Below are 24,565 nucleotides of genomic sequence, written 5' to 3'. Positions count from 1 at the left end.
GTTTTCTGATGCGGCGCGACTTGGCTGAAGTCGTGCCGGCTGTGCAATGGCCGTCAGGCATCGAGATTTCCGTTTACCGCGCAGAACTGGCGCCAGCGGTGCATCACCTGATGCAACTCGGTTACCGCGAGGGCGGCGGCCGGGTGCCGATGCTCGATGAATGGCAGCAACGCTTTGAGCGCGATCCGGAATACGATCCGACCTTGTGCTTTATTGCCTGCGATGGCGAAGGGGTTGTCGGTGTGGCGCAGTGCTGGACGAGTGCCTATATCAAGAATCTGGTGGTGCATCCTCGGGCGCAGGGTCGAGGATTGGGCCGGGCGTTGCTGCTGAATGCGTTCAAGGTGTTTCAGCTACGGCGTGAAGGGTTTGTTGATCTGAAGGTGCTGGAAGACAACCTGCGGGCGCAGCGCTTGTATGATAATGCCGGGATGGTTGTAGTCCGCCGGGAGATTGTGCCGGACTGAATTACCGCTTTCGCGAGCAAGCCCGCTCCCACATTTGGAATGCATTTCAAATTGTGGGAGCGGGCTTGCTCGCGAAGAGGCCAGCACCGGCAACTTCCCTCTCTGGGCAGACTCCAACCTTGGCCACCCACACCAAGGAAGCCCAACCATGAAAGCCCTCACCCTCAGCCTCCTCTGCCTCACCGCCCTAGCCTCCCAGGCCCAAGCCTCAAGCCCCGACGCCTGGGCCGCGTACGATAAAACCGTCCTCGCCAGCTGCACCAAAGCCAGCGGTCTCAAAACCCCAAAACCCGTCGGCAGCCCCGCGCAATTCGATGACCGCGTCGGCTACACCGCCGTTCTGCTGCAAGGCACCTACCCGCAAAAACACATGAAAGGCCAGCAAGGCACCGAGCTGTGCCTCTACAACAAACAGTCGAAAACCGCGTTCATCACCGAGTGGGACTCGATCCGCCCGACCGCCAAAACCCAGTGAGTGGCGCACAACTTGCTTCGATTCAGGTCAGCGCGGTGGTTTTCCGTCACCGTTTAATGCCCTGAATCGCGACTGGCCGTTCAATGAATACAACGTTTTCCTGCGTAGGCTGCGGCAAATGCTGCACCGACCACCACGTCCCCCTGACCCTGGCCGAGGCCCGCATGTGGGCGGCGGACGGTGGTCAAGTGATCGTGTTGGTCGAGGCCTTTCTCGGCAACGGACTCGGCTTGCCAGCGCAGCAACGCGAGCACGCCGAACGTCGCTCGGCGGCGGTACGCAGCGGCGCGACCGCTGCGCACGTGGCAATCACCTTCGCCGCGTACAACGTCGGGCCTTGCCGGAATCTTGACGATGACAAGCTCTGCCGCATCTACGAGCGCCGACCATTGGTGTGCCGCATTTATCCGGCGGAAATCAACCCGCATATCCCACTCAATCCCGCCGCCAAAGATTGCCCGCCAGAGTCCTGGGAACAAGGGCCGGCGTTGATTGTGGGCGGTGAGTTGGTGGATCAGGAACTGGTCGAATTGATCCAGCGCTCACGCCAGGCGGATCGCGATGACATTCGGCTCAAGGATGCGATTTGCGCGACGTTGGGGATTCGTACCACGGCGTTGAAGGGCGACGGCTTTACCGCGTATCTGCCGAACATGAGCGCGTTCGCGTCGGTGATTGATCAAGTGATCGAACAACCGCTGAACACGGCGCAGAGTGAATGGTTGTTTCATGTGTCCGGGGAGGACATTGCCGGGCAAGTGCTGGCGGCCGGGGCCCAGGTGGTGACAGAGCCGGCGCAGACGTATGCGTTTATTTCTTTGCGGGCGGCTTGATTCGAGAGTTGTGCTGAAGCTAATGGCCTCTTCGCGGGCAAGCCTTGCTCCTACGGGGTTGTAGGGTGTTCATACAATTTGTGTACGACACAAAACCTGTAGGAGCCGAGCTTGCTCGCGAAGAGGCCCGCCAGATCAAGCAAATCTGAATCAGCGCTTACCCATCGAACGACGCGTACCCGGCGGGGCCATGCCCGGGGTTTTGGTGTGGCCGTTCTTGGCGCCGTTCTTGTACCACGGCTGATTCGAGTCCTTGCCAGCCGCCAATTCGCCGGGCTTGAACGGGAACTTGAACGCCGGGATCGCAGGCTTGGTTTCGCTGACGTCAGTCAGATCGGCCGGGACATCGCTGATAGCGTCGTCAACCGGCGGTTGGGTCGGGGAAGTCATGAAAGCTCCGGAAAGCAAAAAGTCGGGCCCGAACAGTGAGCCGCGAAGGCGCGCAGTATACCTGTGCGCCATGGCTCGGCACCTGAAGATTTGCAGTGCGCGCCGAACGGCTTGCAGAGCAGTCAGTCCCTTTTTGGGACTGATCGGTCCCTTTTTGGGACTGCTTAACAACGCTGACCGGTAGAGATGTGTTGCCCGATCCGACGTCTTCGCGAGCAGGCTCGCTCCCACAGGTCGGACGCCTTTCAAGGTGGGAGCGAGCTTGCTCGCGAAGAACGATGACGCGGCAGGACTGCAAATCAGGTCTGCGGATCAACCCGATCCAGTGCCCGGTTTACCGCCAATTCGGCAAGCATGACGATCTGCTGGATAGCCAACGCCGTGCTGCGTTGCGGGCGGCTGAGCTGATCGGCGAAATCGCCGGCCATCACGTTGGCCGAGGCCAGGGATTCGCAGGCGTGAGCGAGGAGGCTTTCGGTGTCGATGTTCGGGTGGACGAGGAACATCGTGCTGGGCAGGCGCGGTTTTATCGGGTCGGGGCTGAGGTAAAAATCGAGGGCGCGTTTGATGGCTTCGCGGTTTTTGATCTGGTCGTCGGCGCGGATGGCGTCTTCGAGGGGGGTTGTTGTTTCGAAGGGGGGATCGGGTACGGGCTTAGTCATGGAATCGGTTCTCACTGATCGGAGCCAACCAATTGCCGTTTCTCACGCGACGTATTGGGTGGCAGCTATGTGCAGGGTGAGAAACCGGGTAAGAACCACCACTTCCGGCCGAACCGAAGTTCGCCCGCACACAGCCGCCATAGAAATGCAGACAGCAATGAACTGGCGGCAATTATGACGATACTGCAGGTGGAATAATACTTAGCCCGGGTTCTCACACCCGATCGCCGAGTTTTCGGCGACAAGCCAAGACTAGAGAGCGCGCGTCCGACGGACAACCTGAAAACCTTGTGGGAAGGTTCCGGTGAAATTACACAAAACTAAACAGCCAAAAAGCAAACCCTCACCCTAGCCCTCTCCCAGAGGGAGAGGGGACTGATCGAGGTGTGTGGGCGAGGTACGCCGACGTGCAATACCGAGTCGAACACAGATTCCGAAAAGCCCAAAAATCGGCCCCCTCTCCCTCGGGAGAGGGCTGGGGTGAGGGGCAAGAACACCACAAACCCAAAGCCAAGCACACGCCGTGCTCGTCACCACTCAATAGGCCGAGTGTCAGCTCGCCTGCTCTTGATCTTGATCCACGGGCGACGTCGGAAGGCTGAGTGGAGGGATTGATCCGGGGGTGGGAGCGCAGCGACCGTTTGGCGCAGCCAAACACAGCGAGAGGAGGTGCAGCGAAGCAAACCGTAGGCGCTGCCCCCCGGATCGATCCCGGAGCGAAGGAACCCCGAGCCCCAGCGAGCGGGCCGCACGTAGGAGCAAGCGTTTTTGGTTACTTTTGAGGCGTTTGTCAAAAGTGACCCGCCGTAAGGGCGGAACCGTAATCAGCAACACCCGCAACAACGGATATGTACCCAACGAAACTGACAGCGCCGACAGCTAGCCGTCACCCTCCTGACCCCCAAACAAGTTTATAAAGACCCTAACCCTGCCCAAAATCCGTCCGGCGCCCACCCCGCATGCGAATCCAAAAGAACAAAGCCCTGCTCGCCACCCTATTGATCGTCCTCGCAGGCGCAGGTCTGTGGTACGCCCTGAAACCCGCCCCGACCAAACTCGCCACCCCCACAGCAATCCCCGTGCGAGTCATAGCGGTCAGCGAAAAAGACGTCCCCCGCTACACCAGCGGCATCGGCTCCGTACTCTCATTACACAGCGTGGTCGTGCGCCCACAAATCGACGGCATCCTCACCAAAATCCTCGTCAAAGAAGGCCAACTCGTCAAAACAGGCGACCTGCTGGCCACCATCGACGACCGCTCCATCCGCGCCAGCCTCGACCAGGCCCGCGCTCAACTGGGCGAAAGCCAGGCACAACTGCAAGTCGCCCTGGTCAACCTCAAACGCTACAAACTGCTCACCGTCGACGACGGCATCTCGAAACAGACCTACGACCAACAACAAGCCCTGGTCAACCAATTGAAGGCCACCGCCCAAGGCAACCAGGCCTCCATCGATTCCGCACAAGTACAACTTTCCTACACGCAAATCCGCTCCCCGGTCACCGGCCGCGTCGGTATTCGTACAGTCGACGAAGGCAACTTCCTGCGCATGACCGACACCGCCGGCCTGTTCACCGTCACCCAGATCGACCCGATCGCCGTCGAGTTCTCCCTGCCCCAGCAAATGCTGCCGACCCTGCAAGGCCTGATCAACGATCCACAGCGCGCACAGGTCAAGGCCTACATCGGTGCCGACACCGATGGTGAAACTGGCAACCTGCTCGGCGAAGGTCACCTGACCCTGATCGACAACCAGATCAACGCCAACACCGGCACCATCCGCGCCAAAGCCGAATTCGACAACGCCAGCCAGAAGCTCTGGCCCGGTCTGCTGGTCACGGTAAAAATTCAGACAGCCCTCGACAAAGATGCGCTGGTCGTCCCGCCCACTGTCGTACAACGTGGTCTCGACCAACACTTCGTTTACCGCGTGAATGGCGACAAGGTTGAAGCCGTGCAAGTGCAGATGGTTTACCAAGGCAGCGGTCAGGACATCATCAAAGGCGTGAAGGCCGGTGACGTGCTGGTCACCGATGGCCAGTCGCGGCTCAAGCCCGGCTCGACCGTGCAAGTCATGACTGAGCCGGCGCAGGTGGTGCAAGCGGAGCCGAAACCATGAAAGCGCACAAAGGCGTCTCGACGTGGTGCATCGATCATCCGGTCGCCACAATCCTGCTGACCATCGCTTTAGTGCTGGTCGGTTTGATTGCCTTCCCGCGCCTGCCCATCGCCCCACTGCCGGAAGCGGAATTTCCTACGATTCAGGTTTCCGCGCAGTTGCCCGGCGCCAGCCCCGACACCATGGCTTCATCCGTGGCCACGCCGCTGGAGGTGCAATTCAGTGCCATCCCCGGCATGACTCAGATGACCTCAAGCAGTGCGCTGGGCTCAAGCCTGTTGACCCTGCAATTCACCCTCGACAAAAGCATCGACACTGCTGCGCAAGAAGTCCAGGCGGCGATCAACACCGCCGCCGGCAAACTGCCCAAGGACATGCCGACGCTGCCAACGTGGAAGAAGGTCAACCCGGCCGACAGCCCGGTACTGATCCTCAGCGTCAGCTCGACGCAAATGCCCGGCACCGAACTCAGCGACTTGGTGGAAACCCTGCTCTCGCGTCAGATCAGCCAGATCGACGGCGTAGGACAAATCAACATCACCGGTCAGCAACGTCCGGCGATTCGCGTGCAAGCCTCGGCAGACAAACTCGCGGCGATTGGCCTGACACTCGCCGACATTCGTCTGGCAATTCAACAGACCAGCCTCAACCTCGCCAAAGGTGCGCTGTACGGCGAATCAAGCATCTCGACGCTGTCGACCAACGACCAGTTGTTCCACCCCGAGGACTACAGCCAGCTCATCGTTTCCTACAAGGATGGCGCCCCGGTTCACCTGCGCGATGTCGCCAAAGTCGTCAACGGTTCGGAAGATGCCTACGTGCAAGCGTGGGCCGGTGATCAACCCGGGGTGAACCTGGTGATCTCGCGCCAACCCGGCGCCAACATCGTTGAAACCGTCGACCGCATTCAAGCCGCCCTACCCGGTCTCGAAGCGATGCTGCCGGCCTCGGTGCAGGTGAAAACCCTGATCGACCGCACCCAGACTATTCGCGCCTCGCTGCATGAAGTGGAAATCACCCTGTTGATCGCGATCATGCTGGTGGTCGCGGTGATGGCGCTGTTCCTGCGCCAGTTGTCGGCGACCCTGATTGTCTCGGCAGTGCTCGGCGTGTCGTTGATCGCCAGTTTCGCCTTGATGTACATCCTCGGCTTCAGCCTGAACAACCTGACGCTGGTGGCAATCGTGGTGGCCGTGGGGTTTGTGGTCGACGATGCGATTGTGGTGGTGGAGAACATCCACCGACATCTGGAGGCCGGCGATGACATGCGCGAGGCCGCGATCAAAGGCGCCGGCGAAATCGGCTTCACCGTGGTCTCGATCAGTTTCTCGCTGGTGGCGGCGTTTATTCCGTTGCTGTTCATGGGCGGCGTGGTCGGGCGGCTGTTCAAGGAATTCGCCCTGACCGCGACCTCGACCATCATGATTTCCGTGGTGGTGTCGCTGACCCTCGCGCCGACGCTGGCAGCGCTGTTCATGCGCAAACCGGTGCACCATGCCCACGACAAACCGGGCTTCAGCGAACGCTTGCTCGGCTGGTACGAACGAGGTCTGCGCCGCGCCCTCGCCCATCAAAAATTGATGATCGGCGTATTCGGTTTATCGCTGGCGCTGGCCATCGGCGGTTACATCTTTATCCCGAAAGGTTTCTTCCCGATTCAGGACACCGGTTTCGTCCTCGGCACCACTGAAGCCGCTGCGGATATTTCCTACGGCGACATGGTGAAAAAACACTTGGCCATGGCCGAAATCGTCGCCGCCGATCCGGCGGTGCAGGCGTTTTCCCACTCGGTGGGTGTCTCCGGCAGTAACCAGACCATCGCCAACGGCCGCTTCTGGATTGCCCTGAAAAAACGCGGCGACCGCGACGTCAGCGCCAGCCAGTTCATCGACCGTATCCGCCCGCAACTGATGAAAGTCCCCGGCATCGTCCTCTACCTGCGCGCAGGCCAGGACATCAACCTCAGCTCTGGCCCGAGCCGTGCGCAATATCAATACGTACTGAAGAGCAACGACGGCGCGACCCTCGCCACCTGGACGCAACGCCTCACGGAAAAACTACGCAGCAACCCGGCGTTCCGCGATATTTCCAATGATCTGCAACTGGGCGGCAGCATCACCCACATCAGCATCGACCGCAGCGCCGCCGCGCGTTTCGGCCTGACCGCCAGCGACGTCGACGAGGCGCTGTACGACGCCTTCGGTCAACGGCAGATCAATGAATTCCAGACCCAGGTCAACCAGTACAACGTGATTCTGGAACTGGACACCAAGCAACGCGGCAAGGCCGAAAGCCTCAACTATTTCTACCTGCGCTCACCGCTGAGTGGCGAGATGGTGCCGCTTTCAGCGCTGGCCAAATTCGATGCGCCGACCATTGGCCCGTTGTCGATTGCCCACGACGGCATGTTCCCCGCCGCCAACCTGTCGTTCAACCTCGCGCCCGGCGTGGCGTTGGGTGATGCGGTGATTCTGCTCAATCAGGCCAAGGCCGAGATCGGTATGCCGACGGCGATCAGCGGCAACTTCCAGGGTGCGGCACAGGCGTTCCAGAGTTCGCTGGCCAGTCAGCCGTGGCTGATTCTCGCGGCGCTGGTGGCGGTGTACATCATTCTCGGTGTGCTCTATGAGAGTTTCGTGCACCCGCTAACAATCATTTCGACGCTGCCGGCGGCAGGTTTGGGCGCGGTGATCATGCTGTGGATCTGCGGCCAGGACTTTTCGATCATGGCCTTGATCGGTCTGGTGTTGCTGATCGGTATCGTCAAGAAGAACGGCATCCTGATGATCGACTTTGCGCTGGAGGCGCAGCGCCACCGAGGGCTGTCGCCGCAGGATGCAATTTTCGAGGCGTGTATAACGCGGTTCCGGCCGATCATCATGACCACCCTCGCCGCCCTCCTCGGCGCGCTGCCGCTGATGCTCGGTTACGGCACCGGCGCCGAATTGCGCCAGCCGTTAGGCATCGCCGTAGTCGGCGGTTTGCTGGTCAGCCAGATGCTGACGTTGTTTACCACTCCGGTCATATACTTGTGGCTCGAGCGACTTTTCCATAGACCCAAACCTGCGCCCCAGCCGGCGTTGGCGACCACAGACTGAGGCAGGGTCATGCGCGTTCTGATTATCGAAGACGAGGAAAAAACCGCGGACTATTTGCACCGCGGTCTGACGGAACAGGGTTACACCGTGGATCTGGCCCGCGACGGCGTCGAGGGCCTGCATCTGGCGCTGGAAAGCGACTACGCGGTGATCGTCCTCGACGTCATGTTGCCGGGCCTCGATGGCTTCGGCGTACTGCGCGCATTGCGGGCGCGCAAGCAAACCCCGGTGATCATGCTCACCGCCCGTGAGCGGGTTGAAGATCGCATCCGAGGCTTGCGCGACGGTGCCGACGATTACCTCGGTAAACCGTTTTCCTTCCTCGAACTGGTCGCACGCTTGCAAGCGCTGACCCGGCGCAGTGGCGGCCATGAACCGGTGCAAGTGAGCATCGCCGACCTGTGGATAGATTTGATCAGCCGCAAGGCGACCCGCGCCGGTACGCGACTGGATCTGACCGCCAAGGAGTTCTCGCTGTTGAGCGTATTGGCCCGCCGGCAAGGTGAAATCCTCTCGAAAACTGCGATTGCCGAGATGGTCTGGGACATCAATTTTGACAGCGATGCCAACGTCGTCGAAGTTGCAATCAAACGCCTGCGCGCCAAGCTCGACGGGCCGTTCGACGAGAAACTGCTGCACACCATTCGCGGCATGGGTTATGTGCTGGAGAGCCGTGGTGTCCAGTAATTCGATTGCCCTGCGCCTCAGCGGCATGTTCACGCTGGTGGCGTTGCTGGTGTTTCTGTTGATCGGCGGCGCGTTGTATCAGCAGGTCGATAAAGGTTTGGGCTTGCTGCCGGAAGCCGAACTGGACGCGCGTTACAGCGTGCTCGAATCCACGGTCGGCCGCTTCGGCACGCCCGAGCACTGGGTGAAGATCAACAACAAACTCAAGCTGCTCGGCGAAGAAGACAAGCGCATCAGTTTCTGGATCAGCAGCGGCGATCCGCAATACGAGTACGGCAACCTCACACCCCAAATCCGCGAGATCACCAATGGCCCTTTGGGCACGCGCGATCTGCAATTGCCGGGGCAGCCTTATCCAGTGAAAGTGCTGGTAAGTGAGTTTCCGGCCAAAGATCAGCGCCCGCCGCTGCGCTTTATGATCGGCATCGACACCGATACGTTTCATGAGACTCAGCACAACCTGTTGATCGCGTTGATCGGGCTGGCGATTGTCGGTGTGTTGATGGCTTCGGCGCTGGGTTATTGGGTGGCGCGGATTGGTTTGAAGCCGTTGATCAAACTCTCCCACGAAGCACAGCGACTGGCGCCGCCGCTCAGGGCTGGGCGCTTGCGTTTGTCGCCGCTGCCGCCGGAGCTGGAGCAGTTTGTCGACTCGTTCAACTCGACGCTGGAACGGGTCGAACTGGCCTATTCGCGGCTGGAATCGTTCAACGCTGACGTCGCTCATGAGTTGCGTTCGCCGCTGACCAATCTGATCGGCCAGACCCAAGTGGCGCTGACCCGTGGGCGTTCTGCAGAACACTATTTCGAGGTGCTGCAATCCAACCTGGAAGAACTGGAACGGTTGCGTTCGATCATTAACGACATGTTGTTTCTGGCCAGTGCGGATCAGGGTAATAAGGCGACCAAACTGACGTCGACTTCGCTGGCGGATGAGGTGGCGACGACGCTCGAATATCTGGATTTCATTCTTGAAGATGCGCAGGTTCAGGTGCAGGTCAGTGGCGATGCGCTGGTGCAGATTGAAGTCGCGCATTTGCGCCGGGCGTTGATCAATTTGCTGAGTAATGCGGTGCAGCATACCGAGGCGGGTCAGGTGATCGAGGTGCGGATTGAGGTTGAGGAACATCAAGTGAGTATCGGCGTCGCCAACCCCGGTTCGCCGATTGCCAGTGAGCATTTGCCGCGATTGTTCGAGCGGTTTTATCGGGTGGATGCGTCGCGTAGTAACAGCGGCAATAACCATGGGTTGGGGCTGGCGATCGTCAAGGCGATTGCGCTGATGCATGGTGGGGATGTGTTTGTGCGCAGTGATCGGGGGATGAATACTTTCGGGATTTATTTGCCGGTTTAAAGCGGATCAAAAGATCGCAGCCTTCGGCAGCTCCTACAAGTGACGATCGTTCCCACGCTCTGCGTGGGAATGTATCCAGTGACGCTCTGCGTCACAGGGACGCAGAGCGTCCCTGGCGGCATTCCCACGCAGAGCGTGGGAACGATCAACCCTCTCCCAGAGGGAGAGGGGACTGATTGGGGGATGCTGCAGATGTGCACCGACCTGATCTTGATTCACCGAATCCATAATCGACTCGATCTTTCAGGTCGATGTACAACGCAAGACACCTCGGTCAGCTCCCTCTCCCTCCGGGAGAGGGCTGGGGTGAGGGGGTGATCTTTGCTTTTGCTGTAACAGTCATTTATGAAAATCGCGCTGTTTCCCATCGCTCGGCAACACTATCTTTGCCCGCACCAAACAGCACACTCGCCAAGCGAGAAGGTTTTCAAGATGTCCAACAGTATGGGTATTGCCAGCGCTTTCGTTTTGTCCTCATTGATCCTGTCGCCGATGGCGATGGCTGAAGAATCCCACGCGTTCGTGGCGCAAAATTCTGCCCGCGCTCAAGCGTATGACCAGCATCAGGCAGAAATGATGGCCAAGGCCAAAGACGCCACGCAGGCCCCTCAGGCTGCCACTTCCCAGGCTCAATCGCTGGAAAAAGACAGCTGAGTCGCGCACCGCTCCGTTTCCCTCGACGCGGTTGTTTGGCTCTTCCCGTTCAACCGTCGTCATTCCAGGCCGCTGCCTTTCAGCGGCCTTTTTTCGTTGTGGTCTGAAAGCCGTTTGGTTCGTCTGTAACAACAAGAAACATCGAGCGCCTCAAAATACAGAGACGCCAGTTGACCCAAGGAGCTCCATTGCACGTGCGTTACCCAGTCCGCTTCACTCCGCTGTTCATTGCAATTGCCGCAACGATTGCCCCCGCCGTTCACGCCGACGAGCCTGCGAAAGAAGGTTTCATCGAAGGCTCAAGCCTCAACCTCAACGCCCGCAACTACTACATGAATCGCAACCGCATGCAGCAGGCGGACGACAACATTGAGTGGGGCCAAGGGTTTCTCGGGATCTTCCAGTCGGGTTACACCGAAGGCACGGTCGGTTTCGGCATTGATGCCCACGCCATGCTCGGTCTGAAACTCGACGGCGGTGGCGGCACGGATGGCTCGAGCATCCTGCCGATCAGCGATGGCAACGGCAAAGCGCCGGGCTCGTTCTCGACGGCGGGCGGTACGTTGAAAATGCGCGCGTTCGATACCGAGTTAAAGGCTGGTGATCTGTTCCTCACCAACCCGGTGATCGCGGGCGGTGACACGCGCATGCTGCCGCAGACGTTTCGCGGTATCAGTCTGAGCAACCACAGCTTCGACGGCTGGTTGATCGAGGGTGGACAGGCCAGTTTCACCAAGCCGTACAACCAGAGTGGTCACATGCGCATCGGTACCTCCTACGGGACGTTGGCCGAGGGCGACGAAAGCCAGCACCTGAACTGGGCTGGCGTGGCGTGGAGCGGTGTCGAGGGTTTGACCAGCAGCCTGTACGCGTCCGAACTCAAGGACATCTGGAACCAGTACTACTACGACCTGGATTACACCTGGCAGTTGAACGATCTGGTCAGCCTCAACCCGGGCCTGCACTTCTATCACACGCAAGACACCGGCGATGCGCTGCTCGGCGACATCGACAACAACACCTACAGCCTGCATTTCACCGTCGGTATTGGCAGCCACAGCGTTACGGCGGCGTATCAACGGGTCAACGGCAACACGCCGTTCGACTACATCAGTCAGGGCGACAGCGTTTATCTGGACAACTCGCAGCAGTACTCGGACTTCAATGGCCCGAACGAACGCTCGTGGAAACTCAAATACGCCTATGACTTTGCCGGAGTGGGTTATCCGGGGCTGACGTCGGCAGTGTCGTACTCGCGCGGGACGGTGGATTTGACCAAGGTTGATCCGGATAGCCAGGGTTACTCGAACTGGTACAGCGCCGAGGGTCGCAACGCCAAGCATTGGGAACGCGACATCGATTTGAAGTACGTGGTGCAGAGTGGCCAGGCCAAAGATCTGGCGGTACGCCTGCAATGGGCGACCAACCGCGGTGGCAATGGTTACGGCGCGATTGATACCGACACCGACGAATACCGCGTGATCATCGACTACCCGATCAACGTCTTCTAAGATCAGTTAACACTGAACCTGTAGGAGCTGCCGAAGGCTGCGATCTTTTGATCCTGATTTTTAAAAACAAGATCAAAAGATCGCAGCCTTCGGCAGCTCCTACGCTTAGAAGATCCCCCAACCGATAACCCGATCATGATCGCGAGCCGTACCCCTCCCGTTTCGGGCAAGACCGGACGCCCCGAGCTGCTGCTGATCTGCGGCAGTTTGCTCAGCGTGATCGCGATTTTAGCCATCGTCACTTTTCTGCTGATCCGCGAGCACGCCAACGCTCGGCAATCCGCCACCCGCAGTGCGACCACCATTGCTCAGTTGATCGACGCCGACGTGCTGCGTACCGTCGAACTCTACGACCTGTCCCTGCAAGGTTTGATCGCTGCCGCCCAGCGCGATGATCTGCAAAACGTGTCGCCGGAAATCCGCCATCTGGCGCTGTTCGATCGCTCCACCACTGCGCGTTTCAAGGGCGATATTCTGCTGCTCGACAAGCACGGCGATGTTCTTGCTGACTCCTCAAGAGTCGAGCCGAAACCGGGCAATTTCGCCGACCGCGATTACTTCCTCGCCCACGCCTTCAACCGCGATGTCGGCATGTTCATCAGCCGACCGTTCAAGACCCGTTGCGACTGCGACGAAGCCAATCAATGGCGTATCAGTTTCAGCCGACGCATTTCCTCGGACACCGGCGAGTTTGTCGGGGTGGCGGTGGCGTCGATGAAGCTCGACTACTTCGATCAACTGTTCAAAAGCCTCGACATCGGCAAGGGCAGCACGCTGAACATCATCGACGATGACGGTGTGCTGCTGGCGCAGAAGCCCTATCTGCAAAGCGACTCGATCGGCAAAAGCTTCGGCAACCGGCCCAACGTGATCCGGATTCTGCGCGACAAGGATGGCAAGGGCAGTTTCAGCAGCACGTCGAGCATGGATCAACAGCAACGCCTCTACACCTATTCGCGGGTGGGCAATTTACCGCTGACGGTGATGGTCGCGCTGTCCAGCGATGAGGTGTTTGCGACGTGGCGGCGTACGGCGATGTTGATCAGTGGCGCCACTGGTGCGCTCTGCGTGGGATTGCTCTGGCTGACCTGGCTGCTCGCGCGTGAACTGCGCCGACGTCAGCGCGCTGAACGTGAACTGGCGCAACTGGCCGCCACCGATGCGCTGACCGGTGTCGCCAATCGTCGGATGCTTGATCAATCACTGCGTCACGAGTGGTTCCGCGCGCAGCGTTCGGGCAAACCGATGTCGGTGATGATGATCGACGCCGACCACTTCAAGTCGTTCAATGACAAGCATGGGCATCAGGCCGGGGATCAGGCGTTGAAGGCGTTGGCCAAGGTGATTACGGACAATGTGCGGCGACCGGCGGATCTGGTGGCGCGGTATGGCGGCGAGGAGTTTTCGGTGATTCTGGCCGAGACTGACAGCCAGGGCGCGCAGCAGATTGCCGAGCATATTCGGCAGGCGGTGGAGCAGTTGCCGTGGGTTGCAGGGGCTGATCGGCCGATGACGGTGAGTCTCGGCATTGCGACGTGGACGGCGGCGAGTGAGATGACGCTGGAGCAGTTGCTGTTTGTGGCGGACAAGGCGTTGTATCAGGCGAAGGAAGGTGGGCGCAATCGAGTGGTGGTGGCTGCCTGAAGATCAAAAGATCGCAGCCTTCGGCAGCTCCTACATTGGAATGCGGTTCCTGTAGGAGCTGCCGAAGGCTGCGATCTTTTGCTTCTGAAAAAAGGAGCATAAAAAAAGGCCATCCGAGGATGGCCTTCAAAAAACTAGAGAGGTTTTTTACTTACACCGCCGCAACCGGGCGCATGTAAGAGATTGGTGCGGTGCTGGCGTCATCGAACGTCACCACTTCCCAAGCATCTGTTTGCTCAATCAACTTGCGCAACAGCTGGTTGTTCAGTGCATGACCGGACTTGAAGCCTTTGAACTCACCAATCAGGCTGTTACCCAAAAGGTACAGGTCGCCAATGGCATCGAGGATCTTGTGCTTCACGAATTCGTCTTCATAGCGAAGGCCGTCTTCGTTCAGTACGCCATCGGCATCGACCACGATTGCGTTTTCAACGCTGCCGCCGAGTGCGAGGTTGTGCTTGCGCAGGTACTCGATATCACTCATGAAACCAAAGGTACGGGCGCGGCTGACTTCTTTTACGAACGAAGTGCTGGAAAAATCCACGCTTGCACTTTGGGTGCGGTCCCGGAAAACCGGGTGATCGAAATCGATCTCGAAGCTCACCTTGAACCCTTCGAAAGGGACGAAAGTGGCGCGCTTGTCGCCGTCTTCCACTGTCACTTCACGCAGGATGCGGATGAATTTCTTGGCGGCGTCCTGTTCTTCCAGGCCTGCCGATTGAATCAGGAATACGAAGGGTCCAGCGCTGCCATCCATGATCGGGACTTCGGACGCGGAGAGCTCGACGTAGGCGTTATCGATGCCCAGGCCAGCCATGGCCGAGAGCAAATGCTCTACCGTGTCCACTTTGACGTCGCCATTGATCAGCGTCGTCGACATAGTGGTTTCACCGACGTTTTCCGCGCGGGCAGGGATCTGCACCACAGGGTCGAGGTCAGCGCGACAAAACACAATGCCAGTGTCGACAGGCGCAGGCTTGAGGGTCAGATAGACCTTCTCACCGGAGTGCAGGCCTACACCTGTGGCACGGATAATATTTTTCAGTGTGCGTTGTTTAATCATGGCTTGGGCCGCTTCAGCGCAAATTGCGAACTGGTATCAACAAAGGCTGGCGATAATAGCAGACCGAGCCTTTGCTGAACACCAATCACCTTCATAGCCCTGATACATTCCATCAATCGGCCTGACGACGCAGGAATGCCGGGATGTCCAGGTAGTCCAGGTCATCTTGCGGATTCATCTTCGCGGCAGCCGCAGCACCGGCCTGAGCCTGGTTGCGCATGACGGTCGGACGATCCAGATCACGGTAATTTACCGCTGGCGCTTCCTGACGGGTCGGAGCCGGTTGTTGTACCTGAGCGGTCGACATCGAGGTATGAACGGTATTGTCGATGACCTTCACAGGCTTCTCGATTTTTGCGCCCAGACCGGTAGCTACCACAGTCACATGCAGCTCGTCGCGCATGTCCGGATCGATAACGGTACCGACCTTGACCATGGCGTGCTCGGAAGCGAAGGCTTCGATGATGCTACCTACGTCGGAGTACTCACCCAGGGACAGGTCAGGGCCGGCGGTGATGTTCACCAGAATGCCGCGTGCGCCTTGCAGGTTCACGTCTTCCAGCAGCGGGTTGCGGATCGCAGCTTCAGTGGCTTCACGTGCACGGTTCGGACCGCTGGCGCAGCCAGTGCCCATCATTGCCATGCCCATTTCGCTCATCACGGTACGCACGTCGGCGAAGTCGACGTTGATCATGCCCGGACGCTTGATGATGTCGGAGATACCGCGAACGGCACCGGCCAGTACATCGTCAGCCTTGGCGAAAGCCGACAGCAGGCTGGCGTCTTTACCTAGGATGGTCAGCAGCTTCTCGTTAGGAATGGTGATCAACGAGTCGACGCTTTCGGACAGCATGCGGATGCCTTCATCGGCGATCTGCATACGCTTGCGGCCTTCGAACGGGAACGGACGAGTCACGACCGCAACGGTCAGAATGCCCATTTCCTTGGCCACTTCGGCGATGATCGGTGCAGCACCGGTACCGGTACCGCCGCCCATGCCAGTGGTGATGAACACCATGTTGGTGCCCTGCAGCACTTCGGCAATACGCTCACGGTCTTCCAGAGCAGCCTGACGGCCGACTTCCGGGTTCGCGCCGGCGCCGAGGCCTTTGGTCACGCCAGTGCCCAGTTGCAGGATGGTACGTGCGCCGATGTTTTTCAGCGCTTGAGCATCGGTGTTGGCGCAGATGAATTCAACGCCTTCGATGTTGCTCTTGACCATGTGGTTGACAGCGTTGCCGCCGCCACCGCCGACACCGATAACTTTGATTACCGGGCTTGCGGGGATGTTGTCTACGAGTTCGAACATTTTCCCTCTCCTTACATTCTCTAGTTTTTTTCGCCTACTGCATGTTTGTTGCGGTGCATCTACTGCTACTGCTTGCCGCTCGAAGCTTGACGCTTCGAACTGCTTTTAAAAGTTGCCTTGAACCCACTTCTTCAATCGATCCAGCAACGGCGCCTGTGGCTCTTCGTTGCTGTAGCTGTCGCGGCTGCCGATGCCCGAGAACGAGATCCCGTCGGACTGCTTTTGCAGGCCGTACATCAACAAGCCAACGCCAGTGGAATAAATCGGGTTGCGCACCACGTCATCCAGACCTTTGACGCCGTGCGGCACGCCCAGACGAACCGGCATGTGGAAGATTTCTTCGGCCAGTTCAGTCGCGCCTTCCATCTTCGAAGTACCGCCAGTCAGCACGATGCCGGCCGGGATCAGGTCTTCGTAGCCGCTGCGACGCAGCTCGGCCTGAATCAGCGTGAACAGTTCGTCGTAACGCGGCTCGACCACTTCGGCCAGGGCCTGACGCGACAGTTCGCGCGGTGGACGGTCGCCGACGCTTGGCACCTTGATGGTTTCACCGGCACCGGCCAGTTTCGCCAGGGCGCAGGCGTAGCGGATTTTGATTTCTTCGGCGTACTGAGTCGGGGTGCGCAGCGCCATGGCGATGTCGTTGGTCACCTGATCACCGGCAATCGGGATCACCGCGGTGTGACGGATCGCGCCTTCGGTGAAGATCGCGATGTCGGTAGTACCGCCGCCGATGTCGACCAGGCACACGCCCAGCTCTTTCTCGTCGTCGGTCAGTACCGAGTAGGCCGAGGCCAGTTGCTCGAGAATGATGTCGTCGATTTCCAGACCGCAGCGACGCACGCATTTTTCAATGTTCTGTGCAGCGTTGACGGCGCAGGTGACCACGTGAACCTTGGCTTCCAGACGCACGCCGGACATCCCCAGAGGTTCGCGAACGCCTTCCTGGTTATCGATCACGTAATCCTGCGGCAGGGTGTGCAGCACGCGCTGGTCAGCCGGGATCGCTACAGCCTGAGCAGCGTCGAGTACGCGCTCAAGGTCGGCCGAGCTGACTTCGCGATCACGGATCGCGACGATGCCGTGGGAGTTCAGGCTGCGGATGTGATTGCCCGCCACGCCGACGAACGCCGAGTGAATGCGGCAGCCCGCCATCAGTTGGGCTTCTTCGATCGCACGCTGGATCGATTGCACGGTGGACTCGATGTTCACCACCACGCCCTTCTTCAGGCCACGGGACGGATGGGTACCGATCCCGACGATTTCCAGCGTGCCGTCGTCGGAGACCTCGCCGACCAGCGCCACCACTTTGGAGGTGCCGATATCGAGACCGACGATCATTTTGCCGCTTTGCACGTTTGCCATGGGTCCTGCCTCTTCTTAATTCTTCGCGACAGCGGGTTGGGCTGTCGTCGGCGCTACAGGTTCCCGCCAGCCAACAGCGAGGCCGTTGGCGTAGCGCAGATCGATGCGCGCAATGTTCGTAATCTGGTCTTTAAGCGTCTTGTCATAGATGGCGATAAAGCGGCGCATCTTTTCCACCAAATTGCCGCGTCCCAGCAGCAGCTCGATGCCGGGGCCGGAACTGCCGGCACCGGTGGTCAGGAACCAGCTCCCGCGTTCACGCAATTCCAGGCGTGCAATCGAGAAGCCCAACGGCCGCAGCATCTGGCTCAGCACCTGATACTGCTGCATCACTTGCTGCTGAGCCCGTTGTGGGCCGAACAGCTGTGGCAGGTGTTCGTAGTTCGCCAGTTCCTTGGGTGTAAACGCCTGGCCCTGGTTGTTCAGCAACGACTCGTCGCCCCAACGCGCTACCGGTAATTGCTCTTCGAGGCGGATCACCACTTGATCCGGCCACACCCGACGTACTTCGGCATGGGCGATCCAGGGCATCTGCTCAAGCTCGGTGCGCATCCCGGCCAAGTCGATGGTGAAGAAGCTCGACGCCACGTACGGGGCGATGCGCTGCTGCACTGCTTGCTGGCTGATATAGCTCAGGTCGCCCTGCACGGCGATCTTGGTGATCGGCCGGTCGGCGTAAGGCAGCAAACGCGTTGCCCCTTCGTACGTACCAAAGCCCAGCACAACCAGCAGCACCGGCCAGAACAGGCTTTTCAGAAAACCGAAATTGGCTTTCGGCAGGCGCGCGGACATCGGCTCTTTCGCCACCATTCGGCTGGCACCCCGCGGTACCGGCTTGCGGCCGGGTGCGGGTGGCTGATGTCTGAGCTGAGCGCCTTGCATGGTCTTAACCTCGCGCCTCTTGGGTAACTGCGCCTTCAACACTGGCGGCCAGAATCGCCAGTACCAGTTGCTGGAAATCCAGACCGGCAGCACGGGCCGCCATCGGCACCAGACTGTGATCGGTCATGCCCGGTGCGGTGTTCACTTCCAGGAACCAGAACTGCCCGTCGGCGTCCTGCATCACGTCCGCCCTGCCCCAACCGGCAATCCCCAGCGCCTCACTGGCCTTGGCCGTGAGATCCATGAGTTCCTGTTCCTTGGCGGCATCCAGCCCGCACGGAATGCGGTACTGGGTATCGTTGGCGATGTACTTGGCGTCGTAGTCGTAAAACGTGTGCGGTGTACCCAGGGCGATTGGAGGCAACACCTGGTCACGCAGGGTGGCGATGGTGAACTCCGGACCTTGAATCCATTGCTCAACCAAGACTTGCGAATCGTAGGTACTGGCCGCTTTCCATGCGTCGATCAACTCGGACGCAGAACTCACTTTGGCCATCCCGATACTTGAACCTTCATGGGCCGGTTTGACGATCAAAGGGAAGCCCAGTTCCGTCGCCGCAGAAATACAATCGGCTTCGCTGCACAGCACGGCGTGACGCGGCGTCGGAATCCCGAGGCTGTGCCAGACCTGCTTGGTGCGCAGTTTGTCCATCGCCAGTGCCGAGGCCAGAATGCCGCTGCCGGTGTAGGGAATGCCGGCCACTTCGAGCAGGCCCTGCATGGAGCCGTCTTCACCGCCACGGCCGTGAAGAATGATGAAGGCGCGGTCGATTTTTTCACTCAGCAGACGTTGCAGAATGTCGGCGCCAACGTCGATACCGAACGCGTCCACACCAGCGCTCTGCAGCGCATCGAGAACGGCGTTACCGGATTTCAGCGAAACCTCACGCTCGGCACTCAAGCCGCCGAAGAGCACGGCGACGCGGCCGAAGTCTTTCGGCGCGATGGTGGAGAACAGGTTGGCGTAGGCAGCAGTCATTTCAACTTCCCCTCGACCGACGCCGCCACGGCGCCAGCGAACAATTCACTTTTCAACAGCTTCGGCGCGAGACCGCCGATATCACCCGCGCCCTGGCACAGCAGGATGTCGCCAGCACGCAACAGCGGCTTCACCAGCGGTGCCAGATCAACGCCACGCTCGATGTAGATCGGGTCGAGCTGACCGCGCTGGCGGATGCTGTTGCACAGCTTGCGGCTGTCGGCGCCCGGGATCGGCTCTTCGCCGGCCGGATAAACTTCCATCAGCAGCAGCACGTTGGCGTCGGCCAGTACATTGACGAAATCGTCGTACAGGTCGCGGGTGCGGCTATAACGGTGCGGTTGATACACCATCACCAGACGGCGTTCCGGCCAGCCACCGCGTACGGCTTTGATCACGGCCGCGACTTCGGTCGGGTGGTGACCGTAGTCGTCGACCAACATCACGTGGCCACCGTCCACCGGCAGTTCGCCGTAGACCTGGAAGCGTCGACCGACACCCTGGAAACCCGACAGGCCCTGAACGATGGCTTCATCGCTGACGCCCTCATCGGACGCAATGCAGATGGTCGCCAGCGAGTTGAGCACGTTGTGATTGCCCGGCATGTTCACGGAAACGTCCAGCGGCTCGCGGTCAGGGCGCAGCACGGTGAAGAAGGTCTGCATGCCTTGCTGACGCACATTGATCGCGCGCACGTCAGCGTCTTCGCTGAAGCCGTAGGTCACGGTCGGACGTTTCACCAGCGGCAGGATTTCGCGCACGACCGGGTCGTCGAGGCACATCACGGCCAAACCGTAGAACGGCAGGTTGTGCAGGAACTCGACGAAGGTTTTCTTCAGTTTGTTGAAGTCACCGTCGTAGGTCGCCATGTGGTCGGCATCGATGTTGGTGACCACGGCCACCAGCGGTTGCAGGTGCAGGAAGCTCGCGTCGCTTTCATCGGCTTCGGCGATCAGGTAACGGCTGGTGCCGAGCTGGGCATTGGTGCCCGCAGCATTCAGACGACCACCGATGACGAAGGTCGGATCCAGACCACCGGCGGCGAACACCGAAGCGATCAGGCTGGTGGTGGTGGTTTTGCCGTGCGTACCGGCGACGGCGATGCCGTGGCGATAGCGCATCAGCTCAGCGAGCATTTCGGCCCGCGGCACCACTGGAATACGACGTTCAAGGGCCGTCGCGACTTCCGGGTTAGAGGTGTTCACCGCGCTCGACACCACCAATACATCGGCGGTCGCGGCGTTCTCGGCACGGTGGCCGATGAAGATCTGCGCGCCGAACGATTCCAGACGCTCGGTGACCGGCGAAGCTTTCAGGTCGGAACCGGACACTTCGTAGCCCAGGTTCAACAACACTTCGGCAATACCGCACATGCCCACGCCGCCGATACCGACGAAGTGGATGCGACGGATGCGGCGCATTTCCGGTTGCGGCATGGCTTTCTGATTCTCAACCATGGGCCACCTCCAGACAGGTATCGACCACGCTACGGGTGGCATCGGGTTTCGCCAGACGGCGGGCCGCTTGGGCCATATCTTCGAGTCGTTGCGGTTGCATCAAGACCTCTGTCAGGCGCGCGGCAAGATCCGCGGCACCAGTCGTTCTTTGCGGCATCAGGAAGGCTGCGCCTTCACGGGCCAAATAATCGGCGTTGCGGGTCTGGTGATCGTCGATCGCGTGGGGCAAAGGCACCAGCATCGAGGGCAGACCGGCGGCAGCCAGCTCACTGATGGTCAACGCGCCTGCGCGGCACACCACCAGGTCGGCCCAGCCATAGGCTTGGGCCATGTCTTTGATGAACGGCTGCACCTGCGCTTCGACGCCGGCGGCGCGGTAGCGCTCTGCAGTCATTTCATCGTGGTTTTTGCCGGCCTGATGAAACACTTCCGGGCGCAAATCGGCAGCGACTTGGGCCAGGGCTTCAGGCAGCAATTTATTCAACGGTTCTGCGCCAAGGCTTCCGCCAAGGATCAGCAAACGCGCTTTGCGACCAGCCAGAGCCGGGCGCGATGTTTCGAGGAACAGCTCGCTGCGCACCGGGTTTCCGGTGGTACGGCGGGTGTCCGACAGAGTAAAGGTGTCGGGGAACGCTTCACACACCCGGGCGGCGAACGGCACCAGCAACCGATTGGCGGTGCCGGCAACTGCGTTCTGCTCGTGAACGATCACCGGCACGCCGGCCAGTTTCGCGGCGAGGCCACCGGGGCCAGTCACATAACCACCGAAGCCGACCACGCACACTGGCTTCAAGCGACGAATGATCGCCCGTGCCTGCCACACCGATTTCAGCAGCATGAACGGCGCCTTGAGCAGCGACAGCTTGCCCTTGCCGCGCAAACCGCTGGCGTTGATGCGGTGCAGTTCCAGCCCTGCTCCCGGCACCAGTTCGTTTTCAATTCCGCGCGGCGTGCCGAGCCAGTGCACGGTGTAGCCGCGCGCCTGAAACTCGCGGGCACAGGCCAGCGCCGGGAACACGTGGCCGCCGGTTCCGCCGGCCATGATCAACACGTTAGCGCCCATGATTCGGCTCCTCAGCGAAGTCGCTCTCATGGAATTCCATTTCTTCACTGCCCAGGTGGGTTCGACTCTCCCACTCGATCCTCAATAACAAGCCGAGGCAGGCACAGCAGATCACCAACGAACTGCCGCCGTAACTGAGGAACGGCAAGGTCAGACCCTTGGTCGGCAGCAGGCCGACGTTCACACCGATGTTGATCAGGAACTGACCAATCCACAGGAACGACAAGCCGTAGGCCACATAAGCTGCGAAATATTGTTTGGCTTTCTCCGCCCACAAGCCGATGTACATGCCGCGAATACACACGAACACGAACAGGGCCACGGTGCACAGCGAACCCACCGCGCCGAGCTCTTCAGCGAGAACCGAGAACACGAAGTCGGTGTGCGCTTCCGGCAGGTAGAACTGCTTCTGCACGCTGTTGCCCAGACCCACGCCGAGCCATTCACCGCGACCGAAGGCGATCAACGCTTGCGACAGTTGATAACCAGCGCCGAACTGGTCAGCCCACGGGTCAGCGAAGTTGGTCAGACGCGCCATACGATACGGCTGCATCTGAATCAGCAGCACCACCGCCCCGACCGCCAACACCACCATCAGCGAGAAGCGGAACAGCCCGACCCCGCCAAGGAATAGCATTGCCGCCGCAGCGCCCATCATTACGACGGTGGCACCGAAGTCCGGCTCCATCAGCAACAGACCGGCCATCGGCAGCAGCACGATGAACGGCTTGAAGAAGCCCATCCAGCTCTCACGCACTTCTTTCTGACGCCGCACCAGATAACCGGCGAGGTAGATCACCACGAATACTTTGGCGATTTCGGACGGCTGCACGTTAAAGAAGCTGAAACCAATCCAGCGCATCGAACCGTTCACTTCTCGGCCGATGCCGGGGACGATAACCATCACCAGCAAACCGAACGCGCCGAGCAACATCAACCAGCCGAGGCGCTGCCAGGTGGCGATCGGGATCATCATGGTGATGACACACGCGCCCAAACCCAGCACCACATATATAAGGTGGCGAATCATGTAATACAGCGGACTGCCCGACTGCGCCGCCGCCACTTCAGTGGACGCCGAGGCGATCATGATCAAACCGAGACCGAGCAGCGCCAGGCAACCAGCGAGCATCGGGAAATCGAGGTCGATACCGCGCCCGGTGATGATCGGCGACGGATACGGTTTGATGATATTGCGCAGGCTCATGCCAATTCCTCCACAGCGCGGACGAACTGGTGACCACGGTCTTCATAATTCTTGAACATGTCGAAACTGGCGCAGGCTGGCGACAGCAGCACCACGTCACCCGGCTGAGCAGCGGCGCGGCATTGCGCGACGGCGTCGACCAGCGAGGTCGCGCGAATCAGCGGCACGGCATCGCCGATGGCGGCGCCGATCTTGTCGGAGTCGCGGCCCATCAGGATCACGGCGCGGCAGTTGGCCGCCACCGGATCATGCAGATCGTTAAATTCGGCACCCTTGCCATCGCCACCGGCGATCAGGATGACCTTGCCGTCGATGTCCGCGCCCAAGCCTTCGATGGCAGCCAGTGCGGCGCCGACGTTGGTGGCTTTGGAATCGTTGTAGTAAGCCACGCCGTCGAGATCACGCACCCACTGGCAGCGGTGTTCAAGACCGGCGAAGTTGCGCAGCGCCGCGAGCATCGCATCGAACGGCAGGCCGACCGCATGACCGAGTGCCAGCGCCGCGAGGGCGTTGGACTGGTTGTGCGCGCCACGAATCTTCAATTCGCGCACTGGCATCAGGTTCTGGAATTCGAAGGCCAGATACTTCTCGCCGTCTTCTTCGCGGATACCGAATGCTTTGAAATCAGGTTTAGTCAGGCCGAAGGTCCAGCATGGCTGGCCTTCGCCCATCAGCGGACGGCTCAGTGCATCCTGACGGTTGACCACGAACTGCTTCGCGCCACGGAAGATCCGGTGCTTGGCCAGGTGGTAAGCCGGCAGGCCGCTGTAGCGATCCATGTGGTCTTCGCTGATGTTCAGCACGGTCGCCACTTCAGCGTTGAGCTGGTCGGTGGTTTCCAGCTGGAAGCTCGACAGCTCCATCACGTACAGCTCGATGTCGTCGCTGAGCAAGTCCAGCGCCGGGGTGCCGAGGTTACCGCCGACGGCGACGCGTTTGCCCGCCGCAGCCGCCATCTCGCCGACCAGGGTGGTGACGGTGCTTTTCGCGTTGGAACCGCTGATGGCCACGATCGGCGCCTGCGCGTTACGCGCGAACAGCTCGATGTCGCCGGACAGTTTCACGCCACGGGCCGCAGCGGCTTGCAGGGCCGGGGTCGCCAGTGCCAGGCCGGGGCTCACGTAGAGCTCGTCGGCACGGCAGAGGAATTCGACGTCCAGCTCGCCACAACGCACTTCCACGTGCGGATAGTCACGCTTGAGCGTGGCCAGTTCCGGTGGATTTTCCCGCGTGTCCGCCACGGCAAACGACGTGCCCCGGTTCGCCAGGAAGCGAACCAGGGACATGCCGCTCTTGCCGAGGCCGACAACGATGCGGAAGTGGTCAGAAGCGATCAGAGACACTC

At 60.0% G+C, this 24,565-nt stretch carries 21 protein-coding genes; 10 read left to right on the top strand and 11 right to left on the bottom strand.

Translation table 11 applies throughout. The features are described from left to right. Nucleotides 1-8 precede the first annotated feature (8 nt). The 3 genes from KFS80_RS18790 (at nucleotide 9) to KFS80_RS18780 (ending at nucleotide 1,775) form a co-directional block, all read left to right on the top strand. Nucleotides 9-467, top strand: a complete 459-nt coding sequence (locus KFS80_RS18790; RefSeq protein ID WP_212545551.1) for a GNAT family N-acetyltransferase — start codon at nucleotides 9-11, stop codon at nucleotides 465-467. A 148-nt stretch (nucleotides 468-615) separates the two neighbouring features. Beyond that, nucleotides 616-942 carry a hypothetical protein gene (locus KFS80_RS18785; RefSeq protein WP_212545550.1) on the top strand — a complete coding sequence of 109 codons (327 nt, stop codon included), beginning with the start codon at nucleotides 616-618 and terminating at the stop codon, nucleotides 940-942. 83 nt (nucleotides 943-1,025) lie between these two features. Beyond that, the gene (locus tag KFS80_RS18780; protein ID WP_212545549.1) at nucleotides 1,026-1,775 is read left to right on the top strand and encodes a YkgJ family cysteine cluster protein; all 750 of its coding nucleotides are present in this window, start codon (nucleotides 1,026-1,028) and stop codon (nucleotides 1,773-1,775) included. A gap of 150 nt (nucleotides 1,776-1,925) precedes the next feature. Here the strand turns inward: KFS80_RS18780 and KFS80_RS18775 are convergent, their stop codons facing one another. Continuing rightward, nucleotides 1,926-2,165: a hypothetical protein gene (locus KFS80_RS18775; protein WP_053123604.1), complete on the bottom strand. Its 240-nt coding sequence runs from the start codon at nucleotides 2,163-2,165 to the stop codon at nucleotides 1,926-1,928. A gap of 299 nt (nucleotides 2,166-2,464) precedes the next feature. Continuing rightward, nucleotides 2,465-2,827: a DUF6124 family protein gene (locus KFS80_RS18770; protein ID WP_212545548.1), complete on the bottom strand. Its 363-nt coding sequence runs from the start codon at nucleotides 2,825-2,827 to the stop codon at nucleotides 2,465-2,467. A 959-nt stretch (nucleotides 2,828-3,786) separates the two neighbouring features. Between KFS80_RS18770 and KFS80_RS18765 the strand changes: the two genes are divergently transcribed. The 7 genes from KFS80_RS18765 (at nucleotide 3,787) to KFS80_RS18735 (ending at nucleotide 13,895) form a co-directional block, all read left to right on the top strand. Continuing rightward, complete coding sequence (locus KFS80_RS18765) at nucleotides 3,787-4,947, top strand: efflux RND transporter periplasmic adaptor subunit (RefSeq protein ID WP_212545547.1); 1,161 nt, start codon at nucleotides 3,787-3,789, stop codon at nucleotides 4,945-4,947. Next, a complete protein-coding gene (locus KFS80_RS18760) occupies nucleotides 4,944-8,045 on the top strand; it encodes a multidrug efflux RND transporter permease subunit (RefSeq protein ID WP_212545546.1) in 3,102 nt (1,033 codons plus the stop codon). Before KFS80_RS18765 ends, KFS80_RS18760 begins: the two co-directional genes overlap by 4 nt. Before the next feature lie 9 nt (nucleotides 8,046-8,054). After that, entirely contained in the window at nucleotides 8,055-8,732 is a 678-nt protein-coding gene (locus tag KFS80_RS18755; protein ID WP_003228008.1) for a heavy metal response regulator transcription factor, read from the top strand. Then, nucleotides 8,722-10,086 (top strand): heavy metal sensor histidine kinase, encoded by a 1,365-nt coding sequence (locus tag KFS80_RS18750; protein WP_212545545.1) that lies wholly within the window; start codon nucleotides 8,722-8,724, stop codon nucleotides 10,084-10,086. Before KFS80_RS18755 ends, KFS80_RS18750 begins: the two co-directional genes overlap by 11 nt. A 432-nt stretch (nucleotides 10,087-10,518) precedes the next feature. Beyond that, on the top strand, nucleotides 10,519-10,740 hold the full coding sequence (locus KFS80_RS18745) for a hypothetical protein (RefSeq protein ID WP_053123621.1): 222 nt from the start codon (nucleotides 10,519-10,521) through the stop codon (nucleotides 10,738-10,740). 194 nt (nucleotides 10,741-10,934) lie between these two features. Further along, nucleotides 10,935-12,251, top strand: a complete 1,317-nt coding sequence (locus KFS80_RS18740) for an OprD family porin (protein WP_212545544.1) — start codon at nucleotides 10,935-10,937, stop codon at nucleotides 12,249-12,251. 135 nt (nucleotides 12,252-12,386) lie between these two features. Then, nucleotides 12,387-13,895 (top strand): sensor domain-containing diguanylate cyclase, encoded by a 1,509-nt coding sequence (locus KFS80_RS18735; protein ID WP_212545543.1) that lies wholly within the window; start codon nucleotides 12,387-12,389, stop codon nucleotides 13,893-13,895. A gap of 151 nt (nucleotides 13,896-14,046) precedes the next feature. On the opposite strand, the gene lpxC is transcribed toward KFS80_RS18735, so the two are convergent. From lpxC to murD, 9 genes are all read right to left on the bottom strand, one after another. Further along, nucleotides 14,047-14,958: a UDP-3-O-acyl-N-acetylglucosamine deacetylase gene (gene lpxC / locus KFS80_RS18730; RefSeq protein ID WP_008082763.1), complete on the bottom strand. Its 912-nt coding sequence runs from the start codon at nucleotides 14,956-14,958 to the stop codon at nucleotides 14,047-14,049. Nucleotides 14,959-15,070: 112 nt separating this feature from the next. Next, a complete protein-coding gene (gene ftsZ / locus KFS80_RS18725) occupies nucleotides 15,071-16,267 on the bottom strand; it encodes a cell division protein FtsZ (RefSeq protein ID WP_053123624.1) in 1,197 nt (398 codons plus the stop codon). Nucleotides 16,268-16,372: 105 nt separating this feature from the next. After that, nucleotides 16,373-17,632: a cell division protein FtsA gene (gene ftsA / locus KFS80_RS18720; protein WP_053123630.1), complete on the bottom strand. Its 1,260-nt coding sequence runs from the start codon at nucleotides 17,630-17,632 to the stop codon at nucleotides 16,373-16,375. A 15-nt stretch (nucleotides 17,633-17,647) separates the two neighbouring features. Next, nucleotides 17,648-18,514 (bottom strand): cell division protein FtsQ/DivIB, encoded by an 867-nt coding sequence (locus tag KFS80_RS18715; protein ID WP_053123632.1) that lies wholly within the window; start codon nucleotides 18,512-18,514, stop codon nucleotides 17,648-17,650. A 4-nt stretch (nucleotides 18,515-18,518) separates the two neighbouring features. Continuing rightward, entirely contained in the window at nucleotides 18,519-19,493 is a 975-nt protein-coding gene (locus KFS80_RS18710) for a D-alanine--D-alanine ligase (RefSeq protein ID WP_212545542.1), read from the bottom strand. Then, on the bottom strand, nucleotides 19,490-20,950 hold the full coding sequence (gene murC / locus KFS80_RS18705) for a UDP-N-acetylmuramate--L-alanine ligase (protein ID WP_053123636.1): 1,461 nt from the start codon (nucleotides 20,948-20,950) through the stop codon (nucleotides 19,490-19,492). Before murC ends, KFS80_RS18710 begins: the two co-directional genes overlap by 4 nt. Further along, nucleotides 20,943-22,013 (bottom strand): undecaprenyldiphospho-muramoylpentapeptide beta-N-acetylglucosaminyltransferase, encoded by a 1,071-nt coding sequence (murG, locus tag KFS80_RS18700; protein ID WP_212545541.1) that lies wholly within the window; start codon nucleotides 22,011-22,013, stop codon nucleotides 20,943-20,945. The genes murC and murG overlap by 8 nt, the downstream gene beginning before the upstream one ends. Continuing rightward, nucleotides 22,003-23,220 (bottom strand): putative lipid II flippase FtsW, encoded by a 1,218-nt coding sequence (ftsW, locus tag KFS80_RS18695; RefSeq protein ID WP_053123640.1) that lies wholly within the window; start codon nucleotides 23,218-23,220, stop codon nucleotides 22,003-22,005. Before ftsW ends, murG begins: the two co-directional genes overlap by 11 nt. Beyond that, a complete protein-coding gene (murD, locus tag KFS80_RS18690; protein WP_159815074.1) occupies nucleotides 23,217-24,563 on the bottom strand; it encodes a UDP-N-acetylmuramoyl-L-alanine--D-glutamate ligase in 1,347 nt (448 codons plus the stop codon). Before murD ends, ftsW begins: the two co-directional genes overlap by 4 nt. Nucleotides 24,564-24,565 lie beyond the last annotated feature (2 nt).

It is taken from the genome of Pseudomonas rustica (assembly GCF_018336155.1).
Taxonomy (GTDB): domain Bacteria; phylum Pseudomonadota; class Gammaproteobacteria; order Pseudomonadales; family Pseudomonadaceae; genus Aquipseudomonas; species Aquipseudomonas rustica.
This window is presented reverse-complemented; position numbering and strand designations above follow the sequence as displayed.

Bases quoted from the DNA above. Each gene is read 5' to 3' on its own strand.
- KFS80_RS18790 (WP_212545551.1), top strand. From the start codon at position 9: ATGCGGCGCGACTTGGCTGAAGTCGTGCCGGCTGTGCAATGGCCGTCA.
- KFS80_RS18785 (WP_212545550.1), top strand. From the start codon at position 616: ATGAAAGCCCTCACCCTCAGCCTCCTCTGCCTCACCGCCCTAGCCTCC.
- KFS80_RS18780 (WP_212545549.1), top strand. From the start codon at position 1,026: ATGAATACAACGTTTTCCTGCGTAGGCTGCGGCAAATGCTGCACCGAC.
- KFS80_RS18775 (WP_053123604.1), bottom strand. From the start codon at position 2,165: ATGACTTCCCCGACCCAACCGCCGGTTGACGACGCTATCAGCGATGTC.
- KFS80_RS18770 (WP_212545548.1), bottom strand. From the start codon at position 2,827: ATGACTAAGCCCGTACCCGATCCCCCCTTCGAAACAACAACCCCCCTC.
- KFS80_RS18765 (WP_212545547.1), top strand. From the start codon at position 3,787: ATGCGAATCCAAAAGAACAAAGCCCTGCTCGCCACCCTATTGATCGTC.
- KFS80_RS18760 (WP_212545546.1), top strand. From the start codon at position 4,944: ATGAAAGCGCACAAAGGCGTCTCGACGTGGTGCATCGATCATCCGGTC.
- KFS80_RS18755 (WP_003228008.1), top strand. From the start codon at position 8,055: ATGCGCGTTCTGATTATCGAAGACGAGGAAAAAACCGCGGACTATTTG.
- KFS80_RS18745 (WP_053123621.1), top strand. From the start codon at position 10,519: ATGTCCAACAGTATGGGTATTGCCAGCGCTTTCGTTTTGTCCTCATTG.
- KFS80_RS18735 (WP_212545543.1), top strand. From the start codon at position 12,387: ATGATCGCGAGCCGTACCCCTCCCGTTTCGGGCAAGACCGGACGCCCC.
- lpxC (WP_008082763.1), bottom strand. From the start codon at position 14,958: ATGATTAAACAACGCACACTGAAAAATATTATCCGTGCCACAGGTGTA.
- ftsZ (WP_053123624.1), bottom strand. From the start codon at position 16,267: ATGTTCGAACTCGTAGACAACATCCCCGCAAGCCCGGTAATCAAAGTT.
- ftsA (WP_053123630.1), bottom strand. From the start codon at position 17,632: ATGGCAAACGTGCAAAGCGGCAAAATGATCGTCGGTCTCGATATCGGC.
- KFS80_RS18715 (WP_053123632.1), bottom strand. From the start codon at position 18,514: ATGCAAGGCGCTCAGCTCAGACATCAGCCACCCGCACCCGGCCGCAAG.
- KFS80_RS18710 (WP_212545542.1), bottom strand. From the start codon at position 19,493: ATGACTGCTGCCTACGCCAACCTGTTCTCCACCATCGCGCCGAAAGAC.
- murC (WP_053123636.1), bottom strand. From the start codon at position 20,950: ATGGTTGAGAATCAGAAAGCCATGCCGCAACCGGAAATGCGCCGCATC.
- murG (WP_212545541.1), bottom strand. From the start codon at position 22,013: ATGGGCGCTAACGTGTTGATCATGGCCGGCGGAACCGGCGGCCACGTG.
- ftsW (WP_053123640.1), bottom strand. From the start codon at position 23,220: ATGAGCCTGCGCAATATCATCAAACCGTATCCGTCGCCGATCATCACC.